Origin of the sequence: Nocardia sp. NPDC051756 (assembly GCF_040681495.1) — a bacterium.
Classification (GTDB): domain Bacteria; phylum Actinomycetota; class Actinomycetes; order Mycobacteriales; family Mycobacteriaceae; genus Nocardia.
Map to the genome: position 1 here is coordinate 1 of NZ_JBFAYV010000010.1, position 20,111 is coordinate 20,111.

A 20,111-nucleotide genomic window follows, 5' to 3' on the forward strand; every position below is an offset into this window, starting at 1 on the left:
GCCCGGTAACGGGTGTAGGTGACTGGTACTAATCGGCCGAGGACTTACCAACAAAGAAGCTACGCGTCCACTGTGCAGTATCTGAAACAACACACAGACACTGCAGCAGACACCAATGTTTGCGAGATCATCCCGTGTCGGGCTGGTTTCGCCGGCGGCGGGTGTCAGCGCTGCTGTGGATAGTTTCATAGAGTTACGGCGGCCATAGCGGCAGGGAAACGCCCGGTCCCATTCCGAACCCGGAAGCTAAGCCTGCCAGCGCCGATGGTACTGCACTCGACAGGGTGTGGGAGAGTAGGACACCGCCGGAACATCATTGCAGAAGACCCCCAACATTGTTGGGGGTCTTCTTGCGTTTACGGACAGTTGCGCGAAGGCGCTCATGCTACTGGTTCCATCCCGATCCGCTGCGGCGACGAATACTAGGCAACTGCTGCGGGTGTTCAGTCGATGGGACGGTTTGCGATGGCAATGGAACGATCAGACGTATTCAGTGGTTCAGTCCTCTTTGCCGTGGGACTACTCGGCGCATTAGCCGTCGGCTACGGCCTCGCTGAACTGCCCGCCTCCAATGCCAAGCCGGCGACGAGGACCTGCACGGCCGGCATGGGCAAGTTCACCATCAAGAAGGACAGCAGCGGGAACACGGTGGGAACCGGGTCCGGCGGGTTCGGCGACGACAACGAAAAGGGTTGTCCTGGCACGACCTATGGAGTTTCGGGAGTCATCGAACTGGCGTCCGCCGATGGCGCGTGTGAGTACACGGCACCGATCTTCGAGGGCCGGAAGAACGACGACGGCCAGATCGTGAAGTCGAAGGACAAGAGTTCCGGCACCGCCAAGTTGGTCGTGCAACTGAATGCGGCGTCCGGCACGGCGACCTCGGCCAGCGACAACGGCGAGATCTCGGTGAAGGCGAAGGTCAAGGTCCCGAAGATGTCGGAGTGCAAGCAGCTGCCGGCCGGGACATATACCGCGACCGACGTCACGTACACGGAGAAGTTCGACGACGGCGAGTGACCAGACGTCCGGCTGACTTGCTTCCGAGCGGAGGGGCGGGGCCATGGCCGAGGTAGGCGAGGACGCGTTGGCGCGATTGACGCTCATCATGGTCCGCCACCGTCGTCGCGTATTCGCCGGATGGTTGATCGCGATCGTCGTCGGCTTGATCGGGCTGCCACAGCTGCTCGGCTCGGTGGTATCGCCGTCGATCGAGGTCGAAGGCTCCGAATCGCAACGCGCGGGTGAACTACTCGGCGAGGCTCTGCCCTCGCTGGGCAAGGACACCATCATCGCGGTGTTCCACTCCGAGACGCGGCCGGCCATCGACCCGGTGTTCCGGGCGGGGCTCGCGGCCGGGATGGCCGCGTTGGGTGAACAAGACGGTGTCTCCGGAGTGGTGCCGCTGCCGTTGATCGGCGATCCCGCGCCGACACCGGTGCTGGCCGACACCTTCGATCCGCTGCGCCCGTTGTTCCATGACGACCACACCGCGTACCTGATGGTGGGGACCTCCGGCAGCGACCAAGAACGGCAGGACCGGGTTCCGGCGCACCAGGCTCTCGTAGAAAAGGTGGTCCGAGCAGAAACCGGCGATACCGTGCGGGCCTATCTGATCGGAGTATCGGCCTTCGGCCAATCGGTGCAAGCGGCCGAGATCGCTGACCTGCTGCGCATCGAACTGGTGGCGGTGCCGGTCGCCATCTTGGTGTTGCTGATCGGATTGCGGGCTCCCGTAGCCGCTTTGGTCCCCGCGGCGATCGCCGGCGCGGCAGTGGTGACCACCCTCGGCCTGTTCGTCTTGCTGGGCGGGGTGTTTCAAGTCGACGGCATGTTGCTGGTCGGAACCAACGCCGTAGGGCTGGGGGTCGGCATCGACTACGCGCTGTTCGTCACGAACCGCTACCGCGAGGAGTTGGCGCGCGGAGCCGATCAAATGCACGCCATCGGGACCGCGGCGGCCACGACCGGGCGAACGGTGCTGTACTCCGGCCTCATCCTGATTCTGGGGTGCACCAGCCTGTTCCTCGTGCGGTGGCCGGTATTCGCACAGGCCGCGGTCGGCATCATGGTGGTGACCGCCGTCGCGTTGGCCGCTTCGGTCTCGCTGCTGCCCGCACTGCTGATCGCACTGACCCGATGGCTGGAATGGCAGCCTCGCCGGCTGGCCGAACGAGCTCCATTCGCGGAAGCGGCGACGGCGGATCACGGGCGACTGGCCCGGTGGGCCGAGCACCTCATGCGGCACCCGTGGCCGTACGCGATAGCGGCCATCGGGGGACTGCTGCTGGCCGCGACACCCGCGCCCGACATGCACCTGGGGGTCAACCTGGAACACCGGGCGCTGGCCGGTACCCCGAGCTCGATCGGCCAGGAGATCGCCAACAGCGATGCGCCCGGATTGACGAGTTCGCTGCTGGTCGTGTTGCCGCGCCCGCGCGACACGGCCGAGCCGGACACCGGGCCGCTGCTGCGCGCGCTGCGCACGGATCCCGAGGTGGCGGGCGCGAGCCTGATCGACGACGGCGAAACAGTGACCGCGGTGATCGTCATACCGAGGCATCTGCCCGATTCGCCCGCGGTGACCCGGCTGGTGCAGCGGATCCGCACCGAGATCGTGCCCGCTGCCGCACCACCCGGATTTCCGGTGCTCGTAGGCGGTTCGAGCGCGCTGGTCGCCGATCTGCTCACCGAGACCTCACACAAGCTGTGGTGGGTGGTCGGCTGTGTGCTCGTGCTGATGTTCGCGATGCTGGTGGTCGTCCTGCGCAGTATCCTGTTGCCGCTGAAGGCGATTCTGCTGAGTCTGCTGGCGACCGGCGCATCGTTCGGCCTGACCGTGCTGTTCTTCCAGGGCGACGCCGGTGACGCGGTATCCGACCCGGCCGACCCCGGATTGCTCTGGCCGCAGGTGCCTTTGGTCGTTTTCGTGCTGCTGTTCGGCCTGTCCACCGACTATGAACTGTTCCTCGTCCGGCGAATCCAAGAGGAGTATCGAGCGACCGGGGACAACCGGGGTTCGGTCGCGCGCGGTGTGCAAAGTACCGCGCGACCCATCTCGCTTGCCGCGGCGATCCTTGCCGTCGCGTTCGGCAGCCTGCTGGTCTCAGACATCAACGGCCTGCGGGCATTCGGCTTCGCGATCGCCACCGCGTTGATCATCGATGCCACCGTGATCCGCTTGGTGCTGGTCCCCGCCTTGATGCAGATCATGGGGCGCTGGAACTGGTGGTTGCCCTCGATACCGCGACTGATCCGCCCCGTGGCCGACCCTGTTCCCGCTGTTCGAGTGCGGATCGAATGACTACGGCGTGATCGGCGTCAGAACAGGCGGAACTCGGTGCTCTCGGTGCCGCGCAGGGCGTCGTAATCGAGGACGAGGCAACGGATTCCGCGATCTTCGGCGAGGGTGCGGGCCTGCGGCTTGATCTGCTGGGCGGCGAAGACGCCGGCCACGGGGGCGAGCAGCGGGTCGCGGTTGAGCAGTTCGAGGTAGCGGGTGAGTTGTTCGACGCCGTCGATCTCGCCGCGGCGTTTGATCTCGACCGCGACGGTGCCGCCGTCGGCGTCGCGGCAGAGCAGATCCACCGGCCCGATGGCCGTCATGTATTCGCGGCGGATGAGGGTGTAGCCGGGGCCGAGGTTCGTCACGTGTTCGGCGAGCAGGACCTGAAGGTGGGCCTCCACACCGTCTTTCACCAGGCCGGGGTCGATGCCCAGCTCGTGCGAGGAGTCGTGCTCGATGTCCTCGATGGTGATGCGGAGTTCCTCGCCGGCCTTGTTGGTGACCACCCAGAGCGCCTTCGCGCCCTCGGGGATGTCGGCGGCGCCGCGCTCTTCCAGCCAGCACGGCGGGCTCATCCAGTTCAGCGGCTTGTACGAGCCGCCGTCGGAGTGCACGAGGACGGAGCCGTCCGCTTTCACCAAGAGCAAGCGGCGGGCCATCGCGAGATGGGCGGTGAGTCGCCCCACGTAGTCGACCTGACAGCGAGCAATCACTAGGCGCACCCAAGCACTGTAGGTGACCGGGTGCGGGAGCTTGTCGTCAGCCCAACAGGATTGCCGCGGCCAGGATCGCGCTGGTGGTGAGCAGGGCCTGCTCGACCCGGGTGAATCGGCGGGTGACCGGCGTCTTGGTCCGGATCATGCCGTAGCCGACGGCCGAGCCGATGCAGAAGGCCAGCAGGTGCCCGACGTTGGTGAAGCTCTGCCCGAGCAGCACGCCGCCGATCGCGGCGACGAACCACCCTGCGGCCCAGGCGATCCGCAGCCGGTTCGGCACGACGAAGACCAGGGCGCCGATCAAGGCCATCGAGCCGTAGCTGATGCCGACGTCCTCGCTCCAGCGCACACTCGCGGGCAGCCAGTCGAATTCGACGGCCACCCAGAGTCCGGCGGCCACGAGCAGCGTCGCGCCGATGTGGCCGGCCAGGAAGACGCGCACCATGTGCAGCGCGCCGAAGCGCAGCTCGGCCAGCCCGAGCAGGCAGGCGAGCAGCGGCATGATCAGCCAGGCGGTGCCGACGTCGCCGATGACCAGGGCGCTGGACAGCAGCGTGACCACGCGTCCCTGGAGCAGGTTGTGCAGATTGGTGCTGGCGTGCAGCACCACCTTCGACTGGGCGGAGTCGCTCAACGCGGAGAAGATCGACGTGACGATGACCAGCGCGGCCAGATAGCCGACGGTCGCGGGCACCCGCGGTCGCCACCAGCGAGGACCGACGACCGTTGTCCGGTCGTCCGTGATCGTGGCGACGGCCATGCGTACCTCCGTGTCTGTGCGGTATCTCTCCATGATCGAGTTCTCCGCTGCGCTCGATCAGGGTATTCCCGGTGAAAATGCTGCGAAACCGATCGCCGGTGCGCGCGAGAGCGGCATTCCGGCGGTGCCCCACTGTGCCACAGGATCCGGATCTCGGCAGGGCGAACCAGTTGACCAGGGCGTCTCCCGCCCGGTCGGCGCACCGGCCGGTCGGCGCACCGGCCGGTCGGCGCACCGGCCGGTCGGCGCACCGGCCGGTCGGCGCACCGGCCGGTCGGGGCCATCGCAGGCCGGGTAATAGTCTGGGAGCATGCCTCGTCGTAAACCGCGCGCAGACGGTCACACGGGCCGCTCGCGCACGGGCGGCGCGCCGCTCGGTGATGTCTTCGGCCGGACCGAGGCGGGGCCCGACGGTGACGAGACGTATGTCGTTCGCACCATCCCGGGGGCCCGTGCGGTGAAGACCTACCGCTGCCCGGGGTGCGACCACGAAATCGCCCTCGGGGTGGCGCACATCGTCGCCTGGGCCGCGGACGGCGGTGAGGACGATCGCAGGCACTGGCACCGCGGTTGCTGGAACGGTCGGCAGACCCGGGGGATCACTCGCCGCTGGTCATAGTGAGATGTCGCCGCCTCTGGGCCGGCGGATGCCATTGATCCTGAATGCCTTTGTCGTGCCGGGTCATTGCTCCTGTTCGCCCTGAATGTCCTTGTCGGCGAGGCGATTTCTCCGTTACGTGATGTTCGTGCCCCAATGTCCGGTTGGCGCAGCGGATTCCGGGTAAGCACCACCTGCCGGGCTCCGGGAATTAGGAAGGCCGCCCCGGTGTCGGGGCGGCCTTGGGGTTGAATTCGGTTGGGGTACTGCGCTAGTCGCCGCGTGGCCCGCCGATATTAGTTGCTGATGTCGGCGTTCTCGCGCTCCTCGTCGACGATGTCGTCTTCCTCGGAGGCGGACTCGGCGATGGCCTTACGGCTGGAGCCGGAGACCTGCTTGGTGTTGTTGCCGATCTTGCGCTGATCCGGAACACCGTCCAGCAGTTCGCTTTCCCGGTTGACCGCGGCGAGCATCGCCGGGACCGAGTCGAGCTGGCCGCGGATGCCGAGCAGCTGGGCGAGCACGCGTCCACGCAGCACGCGCATTTCCTCGGCCAGTTCCTTCGCGTGCGCGATCTTGCGCTCGGAGGTCTGGGTCGCGGAGGTGATGAGGCGGTTGGCCTCGTCGGTCGCGTCCTTGATCCGCTGTGCGGCCTCGGCGCGGCTGGTGGCCTCCAGCTCCTCCATGGCGCGGGTGAGCTTGGTGCGCCGCTCGGCCATGGTGACCTCGAAGTCCTGCTGGGTCGCCTTGCGCTTGGCATCGGCTTCCTTGCCCAGGCGGTCGGCCTCGGCCTGCGCGGCTTCGATGATCTTGGCGGACTCGGTGCGCGCGTTGGCCAGGGTCTGCTCGAACTCGATCTCGAGCGCCTCGCGCTTTTCCTTGGTTTCGGCCAGCAACGACTCGTACTTGCCACGCATCTCGGTGGCTTGCTGCTCCGCGATCGACACCATTTCCGCGGCCTCGGCCTGTGCCAGGGCACGGACCTCGGAGGCCTCGTCGGAGGCCAGCCGCAGCATGCGGGAGATGCGGTCGGACATGCCTTCCGCGGTGGTGGGCGGCACCGAGAGTCGGTCGACCTCCTTGCGGAGCTCGTCGATCTCGTCACGCGCATCCTCGAGCTGGCTCGCGAGGTTACGGGCTTGTGCCGCAGCAGCATCCCGGTCGGTAGCGGTGACCCTTAGTTCGGCGTCGAAGCGGTCGAAGTAGTTGCGTACCTCGTCTTGCGCATAACCCTTGCGCACAACGGTGAAGGGCAGTGCAACGAAGCGATTGCGATCGGACTCAGGTGACGACATGGCACACAAACTACAGCCTACAGAGACCTGATGGTGACTCGACCGCGAATGTGATTCCGAAGAGTTTTGCCCGCCCGATCTTGATACTAGTGCGTAACATTCGCGTTCGGCTCGACCAACTCGATCAGCACACCGCCAGCATCCTTGGGATGGATGAAATTGATGCGGGAATCCGCTGTTCCAGGCCTCGGCGCCTCGTACAGCAAACGCAAGCCCCGCGCGCGCAGGTGCGCGGAGACCGCATCGATGTCGGTGACGCGATAGGCCAGTTGCTGCAGGCCCGCCCCGTTACGGTCGATGAACTTGGCGATGGTCGACTCCGCGTTGAGCGGAGCCAGCAACTGCAGGGCAGTCCCGCGATCGGGGGCGCCGGGCAGCGACAGCATCGCCTCGTGCACGCCCTGGGCATCGTTGACCTCGCGATGGGTCTCGATCATGCCGAGATTCTCGGCATACCAGGCAACCGCGACATCCAGGTCGGGCACGGCGACACCGACGTGATCGACGGCGACGACGTAGTCCGCGGGGATGAAATCGGCCGAATCCATAACGTTGCTCACTACTCGAAGGTAGCCGTTACCTGCGTACCGGCAAGTTGGGCACAGCGGTTACCGTGGAGTACGGAATCCTGCGAAACAAGATAGCGAGGCTTGTCGTGACCACAACCGTGATCGTCTCCGGTGCACGTACCCCGGTCGGTCGGCTGCTCGGCGGCCTCAAGGACTTCAGCGGTTCCGATCTCGGCGGGTTCGCCATCAAGGCCGCGCTGGAAAAGGGCGGCGTCGCGCCCGAGCAGGTCGACTACGTGATCATGGGCCAGGTGCTCACCGCAGGCGCGGGCCAGATCCCGGCCAGGCAGGCGGCGGCCGCCGCGGGCATTCCGATGGACGTGCCCGCGCTGACGGTCAACAAGGTGTGTTTGTCCGGGATCAACGCGATCGCGTTGGCGGATCAGCTGATTCGGGCCGGCGAGTACGAGATCGTGGTGGCCGGCGGCCAGGAGTCGATGAGCCAGGCCCCGCATCTGCTGGAGAAGAGCCGCGAGGGGTTCAAGTACGGCGACGTCACGCTGCGCGACCACATGGCCTACGACGGCCTGCACGACATCTTCACCGACCAGCCGATGGGCGCGCTGACCGAACAGCGCAACGACACCGAGCCGGTCAGCCGCGAGGAGCAGGACGCGTTCGCCGCGGCCTCGCATCAGCGCGCGGCCGAGGCGTGGAAGAACGGCGTCTTCGACGACGAGGTGGTCCCGGTCTCGGTGCCGCAGCGCAAGGGTGACCCGCTGGTGGTCGCCGCCGACGAGGGCATCCGCGCGGACACCACCGCGGAGTCGCTGGCCAAGCTGCGTCCCGCGTTCCGCAAGGACGGCACCATCACCGCGGGCACCGCCTCGCAGATCTCCGACGGCGCGGCCGCGGTCGTGGTGATGAGCAAGGCCAAGGCCGAGGAGCTGGGCCTGAGCTGGATCGCCGAGATCGGCGCCGCGGGCGTGGTCGCCGGTCCGGACTCCACGTTGCAGGATCAGCCGGCCAACGCCATCGCGAAGGCCTGTGCGCGCGAAGGCATTTCGCCGGCCGACCTGGATCTGGTGGAGATCAACGAGGCGTTCGCCGCGGTCGGCGTCGCGTCCACCCGCAAGCTGGGCATCGATCCGGCGAAGGTGAACGTCAACGGCGGCGCGATCGCGATCGGGCACCCGCTTGGCATGTCCGGCGCGCGCATCCTGCTGCACCTGGTGCTGGAGCTGAAGCGGCGCGGCGGCGGCGTCGGCGCGGCCGCGCTGTGCGGCGGCGGCGGTCAGGGCGACGCGCTGATCGTGCGCGTGTAACCGAGTTTCTCGCCACAGCCCCCGCGGACACGGTGCGCGGGGGCTGTGCCGTATCCGGACGAAAGCCGCACTCCGGTCACGACTTTCGGTGTGCCGACGTCGAGCGAAGTGCCCTCGATGTGACTCGCCCCACTACGACACGTCGTAGTGCATCCGGCACAATGGTGCGCATGGGCAATGTCTTCGACCTGAGCAGCGTCGCGAAGCGGTTTCGATTCATCGCGGTGCTCGAGGCGATCTCCTGGGTTTTCCTGATCGTCGGCATGGTGTTCAAGCGCCTGCCCGAGCCGGTGCTGTGGCCGGTCAAGGTGTTCGGCATGACGCACGGCATCATCTTCGTGCTGTTCGTGATCGCGGCCATCATGGCCGCGCGTGAGCTGGGCTGGAACGCGCTGACCACGGTGCTCGCGTTGCTGTCCAGCCTCCCGCCGTTCTTCACCGTCGTGTTCGAGATCTGGGCGGTCCGTTCGGGCAAGCTCGGTGAGCTGAGCAACGCGGTTTCTGCCGACTCCGGAGCCCCGGCCGCCGCCACGTCGTGACAAACTGGAAACCGTGACTCGACCTGCCGCACGCCGCCCTTCGCCAGCCGCTGTCGCCGCCATGTCCGGGGCAGTTGATCTCTCCGGTCTGAAGCAACCGCCCGCCGGCGCACCCAGTGCGGCCGGGGGCGGCGACTACGCGGTGAACGAGGCGAACTTCGAGACCAAGGTGCTACGCCGCTCGGTGCAGGTGCCGGTGGTCGTCGCGCTGTACTCGCAGCGCAGCCCGGGCAGCGTCGAGCTGGTCCGGACGCTGGAGCGACTGGTCGGCGAGAGCGGCGGCGCCTGGGATCTGGCTACCGTCGAGGCCGAGGCGAACATGCGGATCGCGCAGGCGTTCGGCGTGCAGGGCATTCCGACCGTGATCGCGGTCGCCGGCGGGCAGCCGCTGGCCGACTTCCAGGGCGCGCAGCCCGAGGCGCAGGTCCGGCAGTGGTTGAGCGCGGTCCTCGATGCCGTGGCGGGCAAGCTGCCCGGCGGCGAGGAGGCCGAGGAAGCGCCGGAGGATCCGCGGTTCGTCGCCGCGGAGACCGCGCTCGAGCAGGGCGACATGGCCGGTGCCGAGGCCGCCTACGAGGCGATCATCGCCGCGGAGCCGGGCAACGAGGAGGCCAAGGGCGCGCTGCGTCAGCTGCGGTTCCTGGTTCGCGCGCAGGTGCTTCCGGCGTCGGCGATCGCGACCGCCGACGCCGACCTCGGCAATGTGGACGCCGCCTTGGACGCCGCCGACGTGGAGATGCTCAACCAGCAGCCGGACGCCGCGTTCGACCGGCTCATCGCCGTGGTCAAGCGTTCGGCGGGCGACGACCGCACCAAGGCCCGCACCCGGCTGCTCGAACTCTTCGAATTGTTCGACCAGGCCGAGCCGTTCGTGGTCGCCGCGCGGCGCAAGCTCGCTGCCGCGCTGTACTGACTCAGCTGTTCGGAGCCAACCAGACGGCGCTGTTCGGGGCCAACGCGATGGTGGCTGACGCGGGACGACCGTGCCAGCCCTCGTCGGTGGCCTCGACCGCGCCCAGGTTGCCGATGCCGGAGCCGCCGTATTCGGCGGCATCGGTGTTCAGGATCTCGGTCCACTGCCCGGCGAAGGGCAGGCCGACCCGGTACTCGCCGTGCACCGCGCCGGAGAAGTTGTAGACGCACGCGACCACGGATCCGTCCGAGCCGTAGCGCAGGAACGCCAGCACGTTGTTCGCCTGGTCGTTCGCCTCGATCCAGGAGTAGCCGCCCGGGGTGGTGTCCTGGCTCCAGAGCGCGGGGTGGGCGCGGTAGACCGCGTTGAGGTCGCGCACCGCGGTGGTGATCCCTTGGTGCAGTGGGTTGTCCAGCTCCGCCCAGTCCAGCCCGCGATCGTGGGACCACTCGCGGAACTGGCCGAAATCCTGGCCCATGAACAGCAACTGCTTGCCCGGATGACCCCACATGTAGGCCAGAAGTGCCCGCACCCCACCGGCTTTGGCGAAATCGTCGCCGGGCATCCTGGTCCAGAGCGTGCCCTTGCCGTGCACCACCTCGTCGTGGCTGATCGGCAGCACGAAGTTCTCGCTCCACGCGTACATGGCGGAGAAGGTGATCTCGTTGTGGTGCCAGGAGCGGTGGATCGGGTCGCGTTGCAGGAAGCCGAGGGTGTCGTGCATCCAGCCCATGTTCCATTTCATGGTGAAGCCGAGGCCGCCGACGTCGGTGCCGCGGGTGACGCCGGGCCAGCTGGTGGATTCCTCGGCGATGGTGACCACGCCGGGATGGTGGCGGTGCACGGTGTTGTTCAGGTCTTGCAGGAAGTCCACGGCCTCCAGGTTTTCCCGGCCGCCGTGCACGTTCGGCTCCCAACCCCCTTCGGGGCGTGAGTAATCCAGGTACAGCATGGAGGCGACCGCGTCGACGCGCAGGCCGTCGATGTGGAATTCCTCGATCCAGTAGCGCGCGTTGGCCACCAGGAAGTTGCGCACCTCGTGCCGGCCGAAGTCGAAAACGTAGGTGCCCCAGTCGAGTTGCTCGCCGCGGCGCGGGTCGGCGTGCTCGTAGAGCGGGGTGCCGTCGAAGCGGGCCAGCGCCCATTCGTCGCGCGGGAAGTGCGCGGGGACCCAGTCGAGCAGCACGCCGATGCCCGCCCTGTGCAGTCGATCGACGAAGGCCCGGAAGTCGTCCGGCGTGCCGAAGCGCGCGGTGGGGGCGTAGTACGAGGTGACCTGATAGCCCCAGGAACCGCCGAAGGGGTGCTCGGCGATGGGCAGCAGTTCGATGTGGGTGTAACCGGTGGCCTGCACGTAATCGACCAGCTGGTCGGCCAATTCGCGATAGCCGAGGCCGGGGCGCCAGGAACCGAGGTGCACCTCGTAGACGCTCATCGGCGCCTGGGTCGGGTCGGTGTTCGCCCGGGTGTCCAGCCAGGCTTGGTCGTCCCAGGTGTAATGGCTCTCGGTGACCACAGAGGCCGTGGCGGGTGGCAGTTCGGTCGCGAACGCCATCGGGTCGGCGTGGTCGATCGTGCGGCCGTCCGCGCCGTGCACGCGGAACTTGTACAGTGCGCCGGGGCCGACACCGGGGACGAAAACCTCCCAGACTCCGGAGGTTCCGAGCGCGCGCATGGGGGCGGTGCTGCCGCTCCATCCGTCGAAGTCGCCGATCACGGTGACGCCCCGCGCATTCGGCGCCCACACGGCGAACGAGGTGCCGTCGACGTCGCCGTCGAGGGTGGTGTAGCGCCGCGGGTGCGCGCCGAGCACGTCCCAGAGTCGTTCGTGGCGGCCCTCGCCGATCAGGTGCAGGTCCAGCTCGCCGACCGTCGGCAGGAAGCGGTAGCCGTCGGCGGAGAGAATGGTTTGGCCTCCTTGATAGGTGGTGATGATGCGGTAGTCCATGAGGTCGGGGTAGGGGACCACGCCCGCGAAGATGCCGTGCCCCAACGACTTCAGCGGATGGTCGGTACCGCCGACGCGGGCGTTGACCGATTCCGCGTGCGGGCGCAGCACGCTGATCTGCGTGCCGTCCGGATGCGGGTGCGCGCCGAGCACGGTGTGCGGGTCGCCGTGGGTGCCCGCGGCCAGCAGCATCAGATCGCGGCGTTTCACAGTGTGCTCCGATAGGCGAGTTCGGTGCGGGCCTGCTGCGCGACCGGGGGCAGGGTGAGGATGTGCGCGACCGAGACCGACGGGTCCAGGCGCACGTAATTCGTTTGGGCCCAGTGGTATTCCTCGCCGCTGACCTCGTCCAGCACCACCGGGTGGTCGTGCCATTCGCGGCCGATGGCGGGCAGGTCGAGCGAGACCATGCCCCATTCGGGGGCGAACGGATTCAGGTTCACCACCACCAGCACCGCGTCGCCGCTGATCGGATCGACCTTCGAGTAGGCGATCAGCGAGTCGTTGTCGACGTGGTGGAAGTGGATGCAGCGCAACTGTTGCAGAGCCGGGTGCGCGCGGCGGATCTCGTTGAGCCGAGTGATCCACGGCTCCAACGATTCTCCGCGGGCCAGCGCCTCGGCGAACGGGCGCGGGCGCAGCTCGTACTTCTCCGAGTCCAGGTATTCCTCGCTGCCCGGGCGCACCGCCTGATGCTCGAACAGCTCGAAGCCGGAGTACACGCCCCAGGTCGGCGCGAGGGTGGCGGCGAGCACCGCGCGGATGGCGAATATGCCGGGGCCGCCGTGTTGCAGGCTCTCGTGCAGGATGTCGGGCGTGTTGACGAACAGGTTGGGCCTGGCCTCGTCCGCCTTGGCCGCCAGTTCCTCGCCGAACTGGGTCAGCTCCCACTTCGCCACGCGCCAGGTGAAATACGTGTAGGACTGGCTGAAACCGCGCCGCGCCAGCCCGTAGAGCCGGGCCGGGCGGGTGAACGCCTCGGACAGGAACAGCACGTCCGGATCGGTGCGGCGGACCGTGGCGATCAGCCACTCCCAGAAGTCGGCGGGCTTGGTGTGCGGGTTGTCCACGCGGAAGATCTTGACGCCCAGCCCGATCCAATGCCGGACCACGCGCAGCACCTCCGCGTACAGGCCGTCCGGGTCGTTGTCGAAATTGACCGGGTAGATGTCCTGGTACTTCTTCGGCGGGTTCTCGGCGAAGGCGATGGTGCCGTCGGGCAGGGTGGTGAACCACTCCGGATGGGTGGCCACCCACGGGTGGTCGGGCGCGCACTGCAAGGCCAGGTCGAGGGCCACCTCGAGGCCGAGTTGCGCTGCGGTGTCGACGAATTCGGCGAAGTCGGCGGCGGTGCCGAGCAGCGGGTGCACGGCGTCGTGCCCGCCGTCCTTCGAGCCGATCGCCCACGGCGATCCGACGTCACCGGGCTCGGCGACCAGGGTGTTGTTGCGGCCCTTGCGATTCACCTCGCCGACCGGATGGATCGGCGGCAGGTAGACCACGTCGAAACCCATGCCGGCGATACGCGGCAATTCCTTGGCCGCGGTGGCGAAGGTGCCGTGGATCGGCTTGCCCGCCTTGTCCCGGCCGCCGGTGGAGCGCGGGAAGAATTCGTACCAGGAGCCGAACAGCGCGCGTTGCCGTTCCACCTGCACGGTGTGCTGCGGGCCGCGAGTCACCATGTCGCGCAACGGGGTCGCGCGCAAGATCTCGGCGATCTCCTCGGCGAAGGCCGGCGCCACCCGGGCGGGCAGCTGCTCGTCGCTGCGCAAGGCGGCGGCCGCCGCACGCAATCGTTCGAACTGTTTCTTCGGCACCGCCTGCGCGGCCCGGTCGAACAGGCGGGCGCCGAGCTCGAGGTCGTTGTCCAGGTCCGCGGCGTTCTGGCCGACCGCCAGCTTGGCCTCCACCGCCGAGCGCCAGGTCGCGATCGGATCGCTCCAGCCCTCGATGCGGTAGGTCCACGCGCCGGGCAGGTTCGGGGTGAAGGTGGCGTTGAACACGTCCGGCTCGAGATCGGGGGTCATCCGGATCCGGATCGGGCGCGCCGAGTTGGGCCCGCGCACGGTCAGCGTCGCCGCGACGGCGTCGTGCCCCTCCCGCCACACCACGGTGCGCACCGGGAAAACCTCCCCGACGACGGCCTTGGCGGGCCGACCGCCTGCGATGGACGGGGCAGTGTCATCGATTGCGATGCGGCCGGTCACGGGACCAACCTACCGGCAGCGGGGCGGATGCACGGGATCAGCGCGGGAACGACGGTCAGCGGGCGTCCACCGCGAGACCGAGGCCGAGCGCGACCAGGATCGCCCCGAGCGCACGCTCGATCCGCTGCCTGATGCCGGCCCGGCGCAGCCAGTCGCCCGCGCGATCGGCGGCCAGCACGATGCCCACGCACCATGCCGTGTCGACCACCAGCTGGATCAGCACCAGCGCGATCACGGTCGGCAGCACCGGTCCGCTGGACGGCAGGAACTGCGGCAGGATGGTCAATCCGAATACCGCGGCCTTCGGATTCGCGGCGATCGACACCAGCGAGGCGCGGAACGCCGCACCGGGCGTCCGGCCCGACGGCAGCATCTTCGTCATGGCGCCGCCGAACTCGTCGTCCTTGCGCGCGCCCCGCCACGCCTGCACGCCGAGCCAGATCAGCACCACCGCGCCGACGATGTGCATCGCGGTATTCAGGTATCGGTTGGCGACCAGCAGCACGGACAGCCCCGCGCCGCCGGCGATGTTCCAGCCGAGCACGCCGATCTCGTTCCCGGCGACCGCCGCCAGCCCCGCCGTGCGGCCGTCCCGCACCGAGCGCTGGAGGAACAGGGCGGTCGCTGGTCCGGGCAGCGCAGCGAGAATCAGCGAGGCCAGCAGGAATTGCGGAAGAACGGTGACCCAGTGCGGCATCCGTCGATGCTGACATTGCGGTTGACCGCCCCGCCAGTGGATTTCGGCGTGACCCCCGGCTATTCGACGGGTGTGCGGCAGGCCTCCAGTAAACGGCGCAGGGTTGTGGTGGTGTCGGCCAGCGCCTGCGGGTCGGTCGAGGTGGCCAGCCACAGCGCGGCCTCGTTCATCGCGCCGGACAGCAGATGGGTCAGTGGGGCGATCGGTTGATCGACGAGCACGCCCGCGTCGACCAGCGCGGTCAACGCCTCCTCGAGGTGCCGGGCCGACTCGGCCGCGTCCATCGCTCGCCATTCGTGCCAGCCGAGCACCGCGGGTCCGTCGATCAGCATGATCCGCTGAATCTCCGGATCCGTGCAGGTCACCAGGAACTCCTCGCACCCGGCGACCAGCTGGCCCCACCGATCGTCGACGGCCTCGGCGGCCGCGGCCACCCGCTCGCCGACCTCGGCCTGCACCTGCTCCAGCACCGCCGCGAACAGCTCCGTCTTGCTGTCGAAGTTGTGGTACAGCGCGCCCTTGGTCACCCCGGCCGCCGCGACGATCTCCGACAATCCCACGGCCCCATAGCCTTTCGCCGCGAACAGGCGCCGGCTCTCGCGCAGCAGGGCGTTGCGCGTTTCCTCCCGCTGCTGGCTGCGGAGCTTGCTCGGCATCGTCCACCTTTCCCGTTGACATACCGATGGTACGTGAACTACTTTAGCTCGCATACCATCGGTATGTGAAAGGTGAGAACATGGAACTGAGCAGCTTCTACCCCGTCATCGGCACCACCGCGATCGCCGAGTCGCGCGATTTCTACACCGAATGGCTCGGGTTCGAGATCACCTTCGAGGCGGACTGGTACGTCAGCCTGCGTCGTCGAGGCGAGGTCGGCTATGAACTCGCGCTGCTCGACTACACCCACCCGACCGTCCCCGAGGCGTACCGCAAGCCCGTCCAGGGACTGCTGCTGAACTTCGAGGTGGCCGACGTGGACGCCGAGTGGGAGCGGCTGGTCGTCCAGGGTGGATTGCGGGCCGAATTGGCGATTCGCACCGAAGATTTCGGCCAGCGGCATTTCATCCTCGCCGATCCGAGCGGGGTGCTGATCGACATGATCACCGAGGTTGCGCCGGTGGGTGAGTACGCCGAGCAGTTCAGCTCGGAGTACGTCGCGGCCGAGTTCGGTGGTGAGCAATGATCAGTGCTCGCCTCGAATACTTTTGCTGCCAATGTATTTGGGGGCACGGGCGGGGATAACGGGCCGCGCTCGCAGCCCGAAAACCTAGACATGAAGCTGAAAAGCAAGCAGGTTCAACGGTTCTCGGGTCGTTCCGTTGTCATCGCCGCTGTGACCGGTGCCGCGTTGGTCGGGCTCGCCGCCCCGTCCGTCGCCTCACCCACCGACCCGGTCGTCCATTTCAGCCCGACACTCACCCGCGCCATGCCGGGTGGCGGCGACTGCGCCGCGATCATCAACGCCGAGACCGTGCCCCAGCCGCAGGCAGGCACCTTCGGCGTCCGCCTGAAGATCACCCAGACCGGCGAGCGCTGCGGCGCCTACCGCGTCGCCGTGCGCTGGAAGAACCTCGACACCGGAATCGAAAACGGCCAGTCGCACCGCGTCACCGGAACCGTCATCGACGCAAAGGACAACATCATCACCGGCTTCGGCACCGCCCCAGGCGTCGGCCGAGTAGAAGCCCACATCGTCACCACCACCGAGGACCACCGAGACATGGAACACCTGTCAGGAGACGCAACCTTCACCCTCAGCTGAGGGGTGGCGTCGAGGGGAGTGGTTGGTAGCGGGCGGGCATCTGTCCGCCCGCTACCGCCGTCAACGCAAGGGGCACGCGGCGTAGGTACGGCGCAGTGCCAGGCAAGTTTATTCACACATATGGCAAGTATTCACATACATATCAAGTCGGGATTGCGTTGCGGATCAACTGATTCCGAGGTACTGACCTAACGTGTTCTCGAGTGCGGACAGGTCGGTCTGGTTGAGCATTTCTACGAACTTGCCCAGATAGTCCCGGTCGATGGTCCGGACCTGATCTACGAGCAATATTGTTTCCCGGCCGTCGATCTCGACCGCGGGCCGGTTGATCGCAGTCCCAGCGCTGGTCGATGTCGGCACGATCGTCACAACCGACAGCGGCGTATCGGTGGGGGAGACGATCAAACCCAACCGCCGACCGCGTTGTTCATGTCCGCGCTTGGCGTCGCCGAGATCGACACGGTGTACGGCTCCGCGGATCACCCTCACCATGCGTCGGGCTCCGCGTTGAGGTCTTCGTCCTTCAATGCGAGGGCATCGATATGGAATTGAGCCAGCCATTCCTCGCGATCCAGTAGCCGCAGGGCGCGGCGGATGACGTCAGTGGTGTTCTCGTCGTCATGGCGGGCGCGGTTGATGATGCGCTCATCGTCGGCCGTCGGGCGGAAGGTAATAGTCGCCATATTACAAGTGTACGACATTGGTAAGACAGGTGCTTGCTCTGTGATAGTCATGAGCTCCTACTCCTGATGCGGTTGGAATCGAACCCGGCACAGGTCCGGGTTCGCGATCGAACATTGAGTGGTTCGGCGCCGCCCTGCTTCTGGATGGAACTTTGTGCGTGCTGTGAGCCACACCGCTGGGGCGGCTGGAACCTGCGCCGTTCGGTAGGGTTCGCACGGTGAAGGCACTTCGTCGATTCACCGTCCGTGCCCATCTGCCTGAGCGGCTGGCCGCGCTCGGCGAGCTCGCTACGAATCTGCGCTGGTCGTGGCATCCGCCGACGCAGGATTTGTTCGCCGAGATGGATCCGCAGCGGTGGTTGGAGATGGGGCACGACCCGGTGCGGATGCTGGGGGAGGTGCCGGCCGCGCGGGTGGACGAGCTGGCGGCGGACCCGGAGTACGTGCGCCGGGTGGATGCCGCGGCGGCGGATCTGCGGGACTATCTGGCGGCGCCGAGCTGGTTCGAGCGGCGGGCCGGCGAGGAGGGAGTGCGCGGGATCGCGTACTTCTCCATGGAGTTCGGGGTCACCGAGGTGCTGCCGAACTATTCGGGCGGACTCGGGATCCTGGCCGGTGATCATCTGAAGGCGGCCTCGGATCTGGGCCTGCCGTTGATCGGCGTCGGATTGCTGTATCGCTCAGGCTATTTCCGGCAGACGCTGTCGGCGGACGGCTGGCAGACCGAGCATTACCCGGACCTGGATCCGCAGGGGCTGCCGCTGCGGCTGCTCACCTCGGACAACGGCGAATCGGACACGGCGCCGGTGCTGATCCATGTGGCGATGCCGGATCAGCGGGTGCTGCGCGCGCGGGTGTGGATCGCGCAGGTCGGCCGGGTGCCGCTGCTGCTGCTGGATTCCGATATCGCGGAGAACGATCCGGAGCTGCGCGCGGTCACCGACCGGCTCTACGGCGGCGATCAGGAGCACCGGATCCGTCAGGAGATCCTGGCCGGCATCGGCGGCGTGCGCGCGGTTCGCGCCTACACCAACGCAACCGGCCTGCCCGACCCTGACGTGTTCCACATGAACGAAGGCCACGCCGGATTCCTCGGCGTCGAGCGCATTCGTGAATTCGTCTCTACCGGACAAGATTTCGACACGGCACTGGCCGCGGTACGCGCGGGCACGGTGTTCACCACGCACACCCCGGTCCCCGCGGGCATCGACCGATTCCCGATGCCGATGGTCCGCCGCTACTTCGGCGGCGCGCACGGCGAATCCGAATCCGCCATGCTCCCCGGGCTTTCCGTGGACCGGATCGCCGCACTGGGCCGCGAGGCCGATCCGTCCGTCTTCAACATGGCGCACATGGGCCTGCGACTTGCCCAGCGCGCCAACGGCGTATCGAAACTGCACGGCGAGGTCAGCCGGGAAATGTTCGCCGCACTGTGGCCGGGCTTCGACGCGGCCGAGGTGCCGATCGGCTCGGTCACCAACGGTGTGCACGCCCCCACCTGGGCCGCCCGCGAGTGGTTCGACAAGGCGCGCAAGCACATCGGCGCCGACCTCGTCGAGGAGGCGCGCGGCTGGGAGCGGCTGCGCGACGTCGACCTCGGCGAACTGTGGTCGACCCGAAACGAGTTGCGCGGCATCCTGGTTGCCGAGGTGCGCCGCCGCGTGCGCGCGTCCTGGCTGGACCGCGGCGCCGCGGAAGCCGAATTGGGCTGGGTGGACAGCGTTTTCGACCCCGACGTGCTGACCGTCGGCTTCGCCCGCCGCGTCCCCACCTATAAGCGCCTCACCCTGATGCTGCGCGACCCGGAACGCCTGCGCGCCAGGCTCCTCGATCCCGACCGCCCGATGCAGCTGGTGGTCGCGGGCAAGAGCCACCCCGCCGACGACGGCGGCAAGGCGCTGATCCAGCAGGTCGTCCGCTTCGCCGACGACCCGGACGTGCGCCACCGCATCGTCTTCCTGCCCGACTACGACATGTCGATGGCCCGCTACCTGTACTGGGGCTGCGACGTCTGGCTCAATAACCCGCTGCGCCCGCTCGAGGCGTGCGGCACCTCCGGCATGAAGTCCGCGCTCAACGGCGGCCTCAACCTGTCCATCCGGGACGGCTGGTGGGACGAGATGTTCGACGGCGAGAACGGCTGGGCCATCCCCACCGCCGACGGCGTCCGGGACGAGCACCGCCGCGACGACCTCGAGGCCGCCGCCCTCTACGACCTGTTCGAACGCACCGTCGCGCCCCGCTTCTACGACCGCGACGCCGCCGGAATGCCGGTGCGCTGGGTCGAGATGGTCCGCCACACCCTGCAGACCCTCGGCCCGAAGGTGCTCGCCTCGCGCATGGTCCGCGACTACGCCGTCGAGTACTACGCGCCCGCCGCCGGCGCCTACCAGAAGGCGACCGCCGACGAGTTCGCCGTCGCCCGCAGCATCGCCGACTACCGCCGCCGCGTCGAATCGGCCTGGCCGTCGGTGAAGGTGATCCAGGTGGACAGCGCCGGCCTGCCGGACACGCCGATCATCGGCGCCAAGCTGTCGCTGACCGCGCGCATCGACCTCGGCGGGCTCCAGGTCTCCGACGTGGTCGTGCAGGCGGTGCTCGGCCGGGTGTCGACCGCCGACGACCTGTCCGACGTCACCACCGTCGCCATGACGCACACCGGATCCGATTCCGGCGTCGAGCTTTTCACCGTCGACACGCCGGTCCCGCTGTCCGGCGCGGTCGGCTACACCGTGCGGGTACTGCCGCACAACGAACTGCTCGCGGGCGACGCCGAACTCGGTCTGGTCGCCGCGCCGAGCGCGTGAACACCACCGATCCGGGCTGAGCGGAACGCGCCCCTTCCGTAGTCGGGTTCTCCGATTCAGTGAATC

Annotated in this window: 19 protein-coding genes and 1 rRNA gene; 10 read left to right on the forward strand and 10 right to left on the reverse strand. The window is 67.7% G+C overall.

Annotation, left to right across the window (positions count from 1 at the left end; genetic code table 11):
- The first annotated feature begins 194 nt into the window (after positions 1-194).
- From rrf to AB0M22_RS36400, 3 genes are all read left to right on the forward strand, one after another.
- Positions 195-311: ribosomal RNA gene (gene rrf, locus AB0M22_RS36390) — 5S ribosomal RNA — on the forward strand.
- A 160-nt stretch (positions 312-471) separates the two neighbouring features.
- Entirely contained in the window at positions 472-1,020 is a 549-nt protein-coding gene (locus AB0M22_RS36395) for a hypothetical protein (protein WP_364736655.1), read from the forward strand.
- Between the two features lie 43 nt (positions 1,021-1,063).
- Complete coding sequence (locus AB0M22_RS36400) at positions 1,064-3,304, forward strand: MMPL family transporter (RefSeq protein WP_364736657.1); 2,241 nt, start codon at positions 1,064-1,066, stop codon at positions 3,302-3,304.
- Between the two features lie 17 nt (positions 3,305-3,321).
- On the opposite strand, the gene nucS is transcribed toward AB0M22_RS36400, so the two are convergent.
- Both nucS and AB0M22_RS36410 read right to left on the reverse strand, forming a co-directional pair.
- A complete protein-coding gene (nucS, locus tag AB0M22_RS36405; RefSeq protein ID WP_364736659.1) occupies positions 3,322-4,008 on the reverse strand; it encodes an endonuclease NucS in 687 nt (228 codons plus the stop codon).
- Positions 4,009-4,045: 37 nt separating this feature from the next.
- The gene (locus tag AB0M22_RS36410) at positions 4,046-4,762 is read right to left on the reverse strand and encodes a rhomboid-like protein (protein ID WP_364736661.1); all 717 of its coding nucleotides are present in this window, start codon (positions 4,760-4,762) and stop codon (positions 4,046-4,048) included.
- A gap of 310 nt (positions 4,763-5,072) precedes the next feature.
- On the opposite strand from AB0M22_RS36410, the gene AB0M22_RS36415 reads away from it, so the two are divergent.
- On the forward strand, positions 5,073-5,381 hold the full coding sequence (locus tag AB0M22_RS36415; protein ID WP_364736663.1) for an ATP/GTP-binding protein: 309 nt from the start codon (positions 5,073-5,075) through the stop codon (positions 5,379-5,381).
- Positions 5,382-5,656: 275 nt separating this feature from the next.
- Here the strand turns inward: AB0M22_RS36415 and AB0M22_RS36420 are convergent, their stop codons facing one another.
- Positions 5,657-6,655: a hypothetical protein gene (locus tag AB0M22_RS36420; protein ID WP_364736665.1), complete on the reverse strand. Its 999-nt coding sequence runs from the start codon at positions 6,653-6,655 to the stop codon at positions 5,657-5,659.
- An 86-nt stretch (positions 6,656-6,741) separates the two neighbouring features.
- The gene (mce, locus tag AB0M22_RS36425; RefSeq protein ID WP_364736667.1) at positions 6,742-7,203 is read right to left on the reverse strand and encodes a methylmalonyl-CoA epimerase; all 462 of its coding nucleotides are present in this window, start codon (positions 7,201-7,203) and stop codon (positions 6,742-6,744) included.
- Positions 7,204-7,310: 107 nt separating this feature from the next.
- Between mce and AB0M22_RS36430 the strand changes: the two genes are divergently transcribed.
- The 3 genes from AB0M22_RS36430 to AB0M22_RS36440 all read left to right on the forward strand — a co-directional run bounded on the left by AB0M22_RS36430 (position 7,311) and on the right by AB0M22_RS36440 (position 9,941).
- Positions 7,311-8,489 carry an acetyl-CoA C-acetyltransferase gene (locus AB0M22_RS36430; protein ID WP_364736668.1) on the forward strand — a complete coding sequence of 393 codons (1,179 nt, stop codon included), beginning with the start codon at positions 7,311-7,313 and terminating at the stop codon, positions 8,487-8,489.
- A 161-nt stretch (positions 8,490-8,650) separates the two neighbouring features.
- The gene (locus AB0M22_RS36435) at positions 8,651-9,028 is read left to right on the forward strand and encodes a DUF3817 domain-containing protein (protein WP_364736670.1); all 378 of its coding nucleotides are present in this window, start codon (positions 8,651-8,653) and stop codon (positions 9,026-9,028) included.
- Positions 9,029-9,089: 61 nt separating this feature from the next.
- On the forward strand, positions 9,090-9,941 hold the full coding sequence (locus tag AB0M22_RS36440; RefSeq protein ID WP_364736672.1) for a tetratricopeptide repeat protein: 852 nt from the start codon (positions 9,090-9,092) through the stop codon (positions 9,939-9,941).
- 1 nt (position 9,942) lies between these two features.
- Here AB0M22_RS36440 and glgB read toward each other — a convergent pair whose 3' ends face one another.
- From glgB to AB0M22_RS36460, 4 genes are read right to left on the reverse strand one after another with little or no spacing between them, the layout of a single operon-like run.
- Complete coding sequence (glgB, locus tag AB0M22_RS36445) at positions 9,943-12,081, reverse strand: 1,4-alpha-glucan branching protein GlgB (RefSeq protein ID WP_364737120.1); 2,139 nt, start codon at positions 12,079-12,081, stop codon at positions 9,943-9,945.
- Positions 12,082-12,095: 14 nt separating this feature from the next.
- Complete coding sequence (locus AB0M22_RS36450) at positions 12,096-14,096, reverse strand: alpha-1,4-glucan--maltose-1-phosphate maltosyltransferase (protein WP_364736673.1); 2,001 nt, start codon at positions 14,094-14,096, stop codon at positions 12,096-12,098.
- Positions 14,097-14,151: 55 nt separating this feature from the next.
- Positions 14,152-14,793, reverse strand: a complete 642-nt coding sequence (locus tag AB0M22_RS36455; protein ID WP_364736675.1) for a LysE family translocator — start codon at positions 14,791-14,793, stop codon at positions 14,152-14,154.
- Between the two features lie 59 nt (positions 14,794-14,852).
- Positions 14,853-15,449, reverse strand: a complete 597-nt coding sequence (locus AB0M22_RS36460; RefSeq protein WP_364736677.1) for a TetR/AcrR family transcriptional regulator — start codon at positions 15,447-15,449, stop codon at positions 14,853-14,855.
- Between the two features lie 65 nt (positions 15,450-15,514).
- On the opposite strand from AB0M22_RS36460, the gene AB0M22_RS36465 reads away from it, so the two are divergent.
- On the forward strand, positions 15,515-15,976 hold the full coding sequence (locus AB0M22_RS36465) for a VOC family protein (RefSeq protein ID WP_364736679.1): 462 nt from the start codon (positions 15,515-15,517) through the stop codon (positions 15,974-15,976).
- A gap of 3 nt (positions 15,977-15,979) precedes the next feature.
- Positions 15,980-16,555, forward strand: coding sequence for a hypothetical protein (locus AB0M22_RS36470; RefSeq protein ID WP_364736681.1), 576 nt, complete (start codon positions 15,980-15,982; stop codon positions 16,553-16,555).
- Positions 16,556-16,720: 165 nt separating this feature from the next.
- Here AB0M22_RS36470 and AB0M22_RS36475 read toward each other — a convergent pair whose 3' ends face one another.
- Positions 16,721-17,047: a type II toxin-antitoxin system PemK/MazF family toxin gene (locus AB0M22_RS36475; RefSeq protein ID WP_364736683.1), complete on the reverse strand. Its 327-nt coding sequence runs from the start codon at positions 17,045-17,047 to the stop codon at positions 16,721-16,723.
- Entirely contained in the window at positions 17,041-17,238 is a 198-nt protein-coding gene (locus AB0M22_RS36480; protein ID WP_364736685.1) for a hypothetical protein, read from the reverse strand. The genes AB0M22_RS36475 and AB0M22_RS36480 overlap by 7 nt, the downstream gene beginning before the upstream one ends.
- A gap of 218 nt (positions 17,239-17,456) precedes the next feature.
- Here AB0M22_RS36480 and glgP point away from each other — a divergent pair, with 218 nt between their 5' ends.
- Positions 17,457-20,045 carry an alpha-glucan family phosphorylase gene (gene glgP / locus AB0M22_RS36485; protein WP_364736687.1) on the forward strand — a complete coding sequence of 863 codons (2,589 nt, stop codon included), beginning with the start codon at positions 17,457-17,459 and terminating at the stop codon, positions 20,043-20,045.
- The last annotated feature ends 66 nt before the right edge of the window (positions 20,046-20,111 follow it).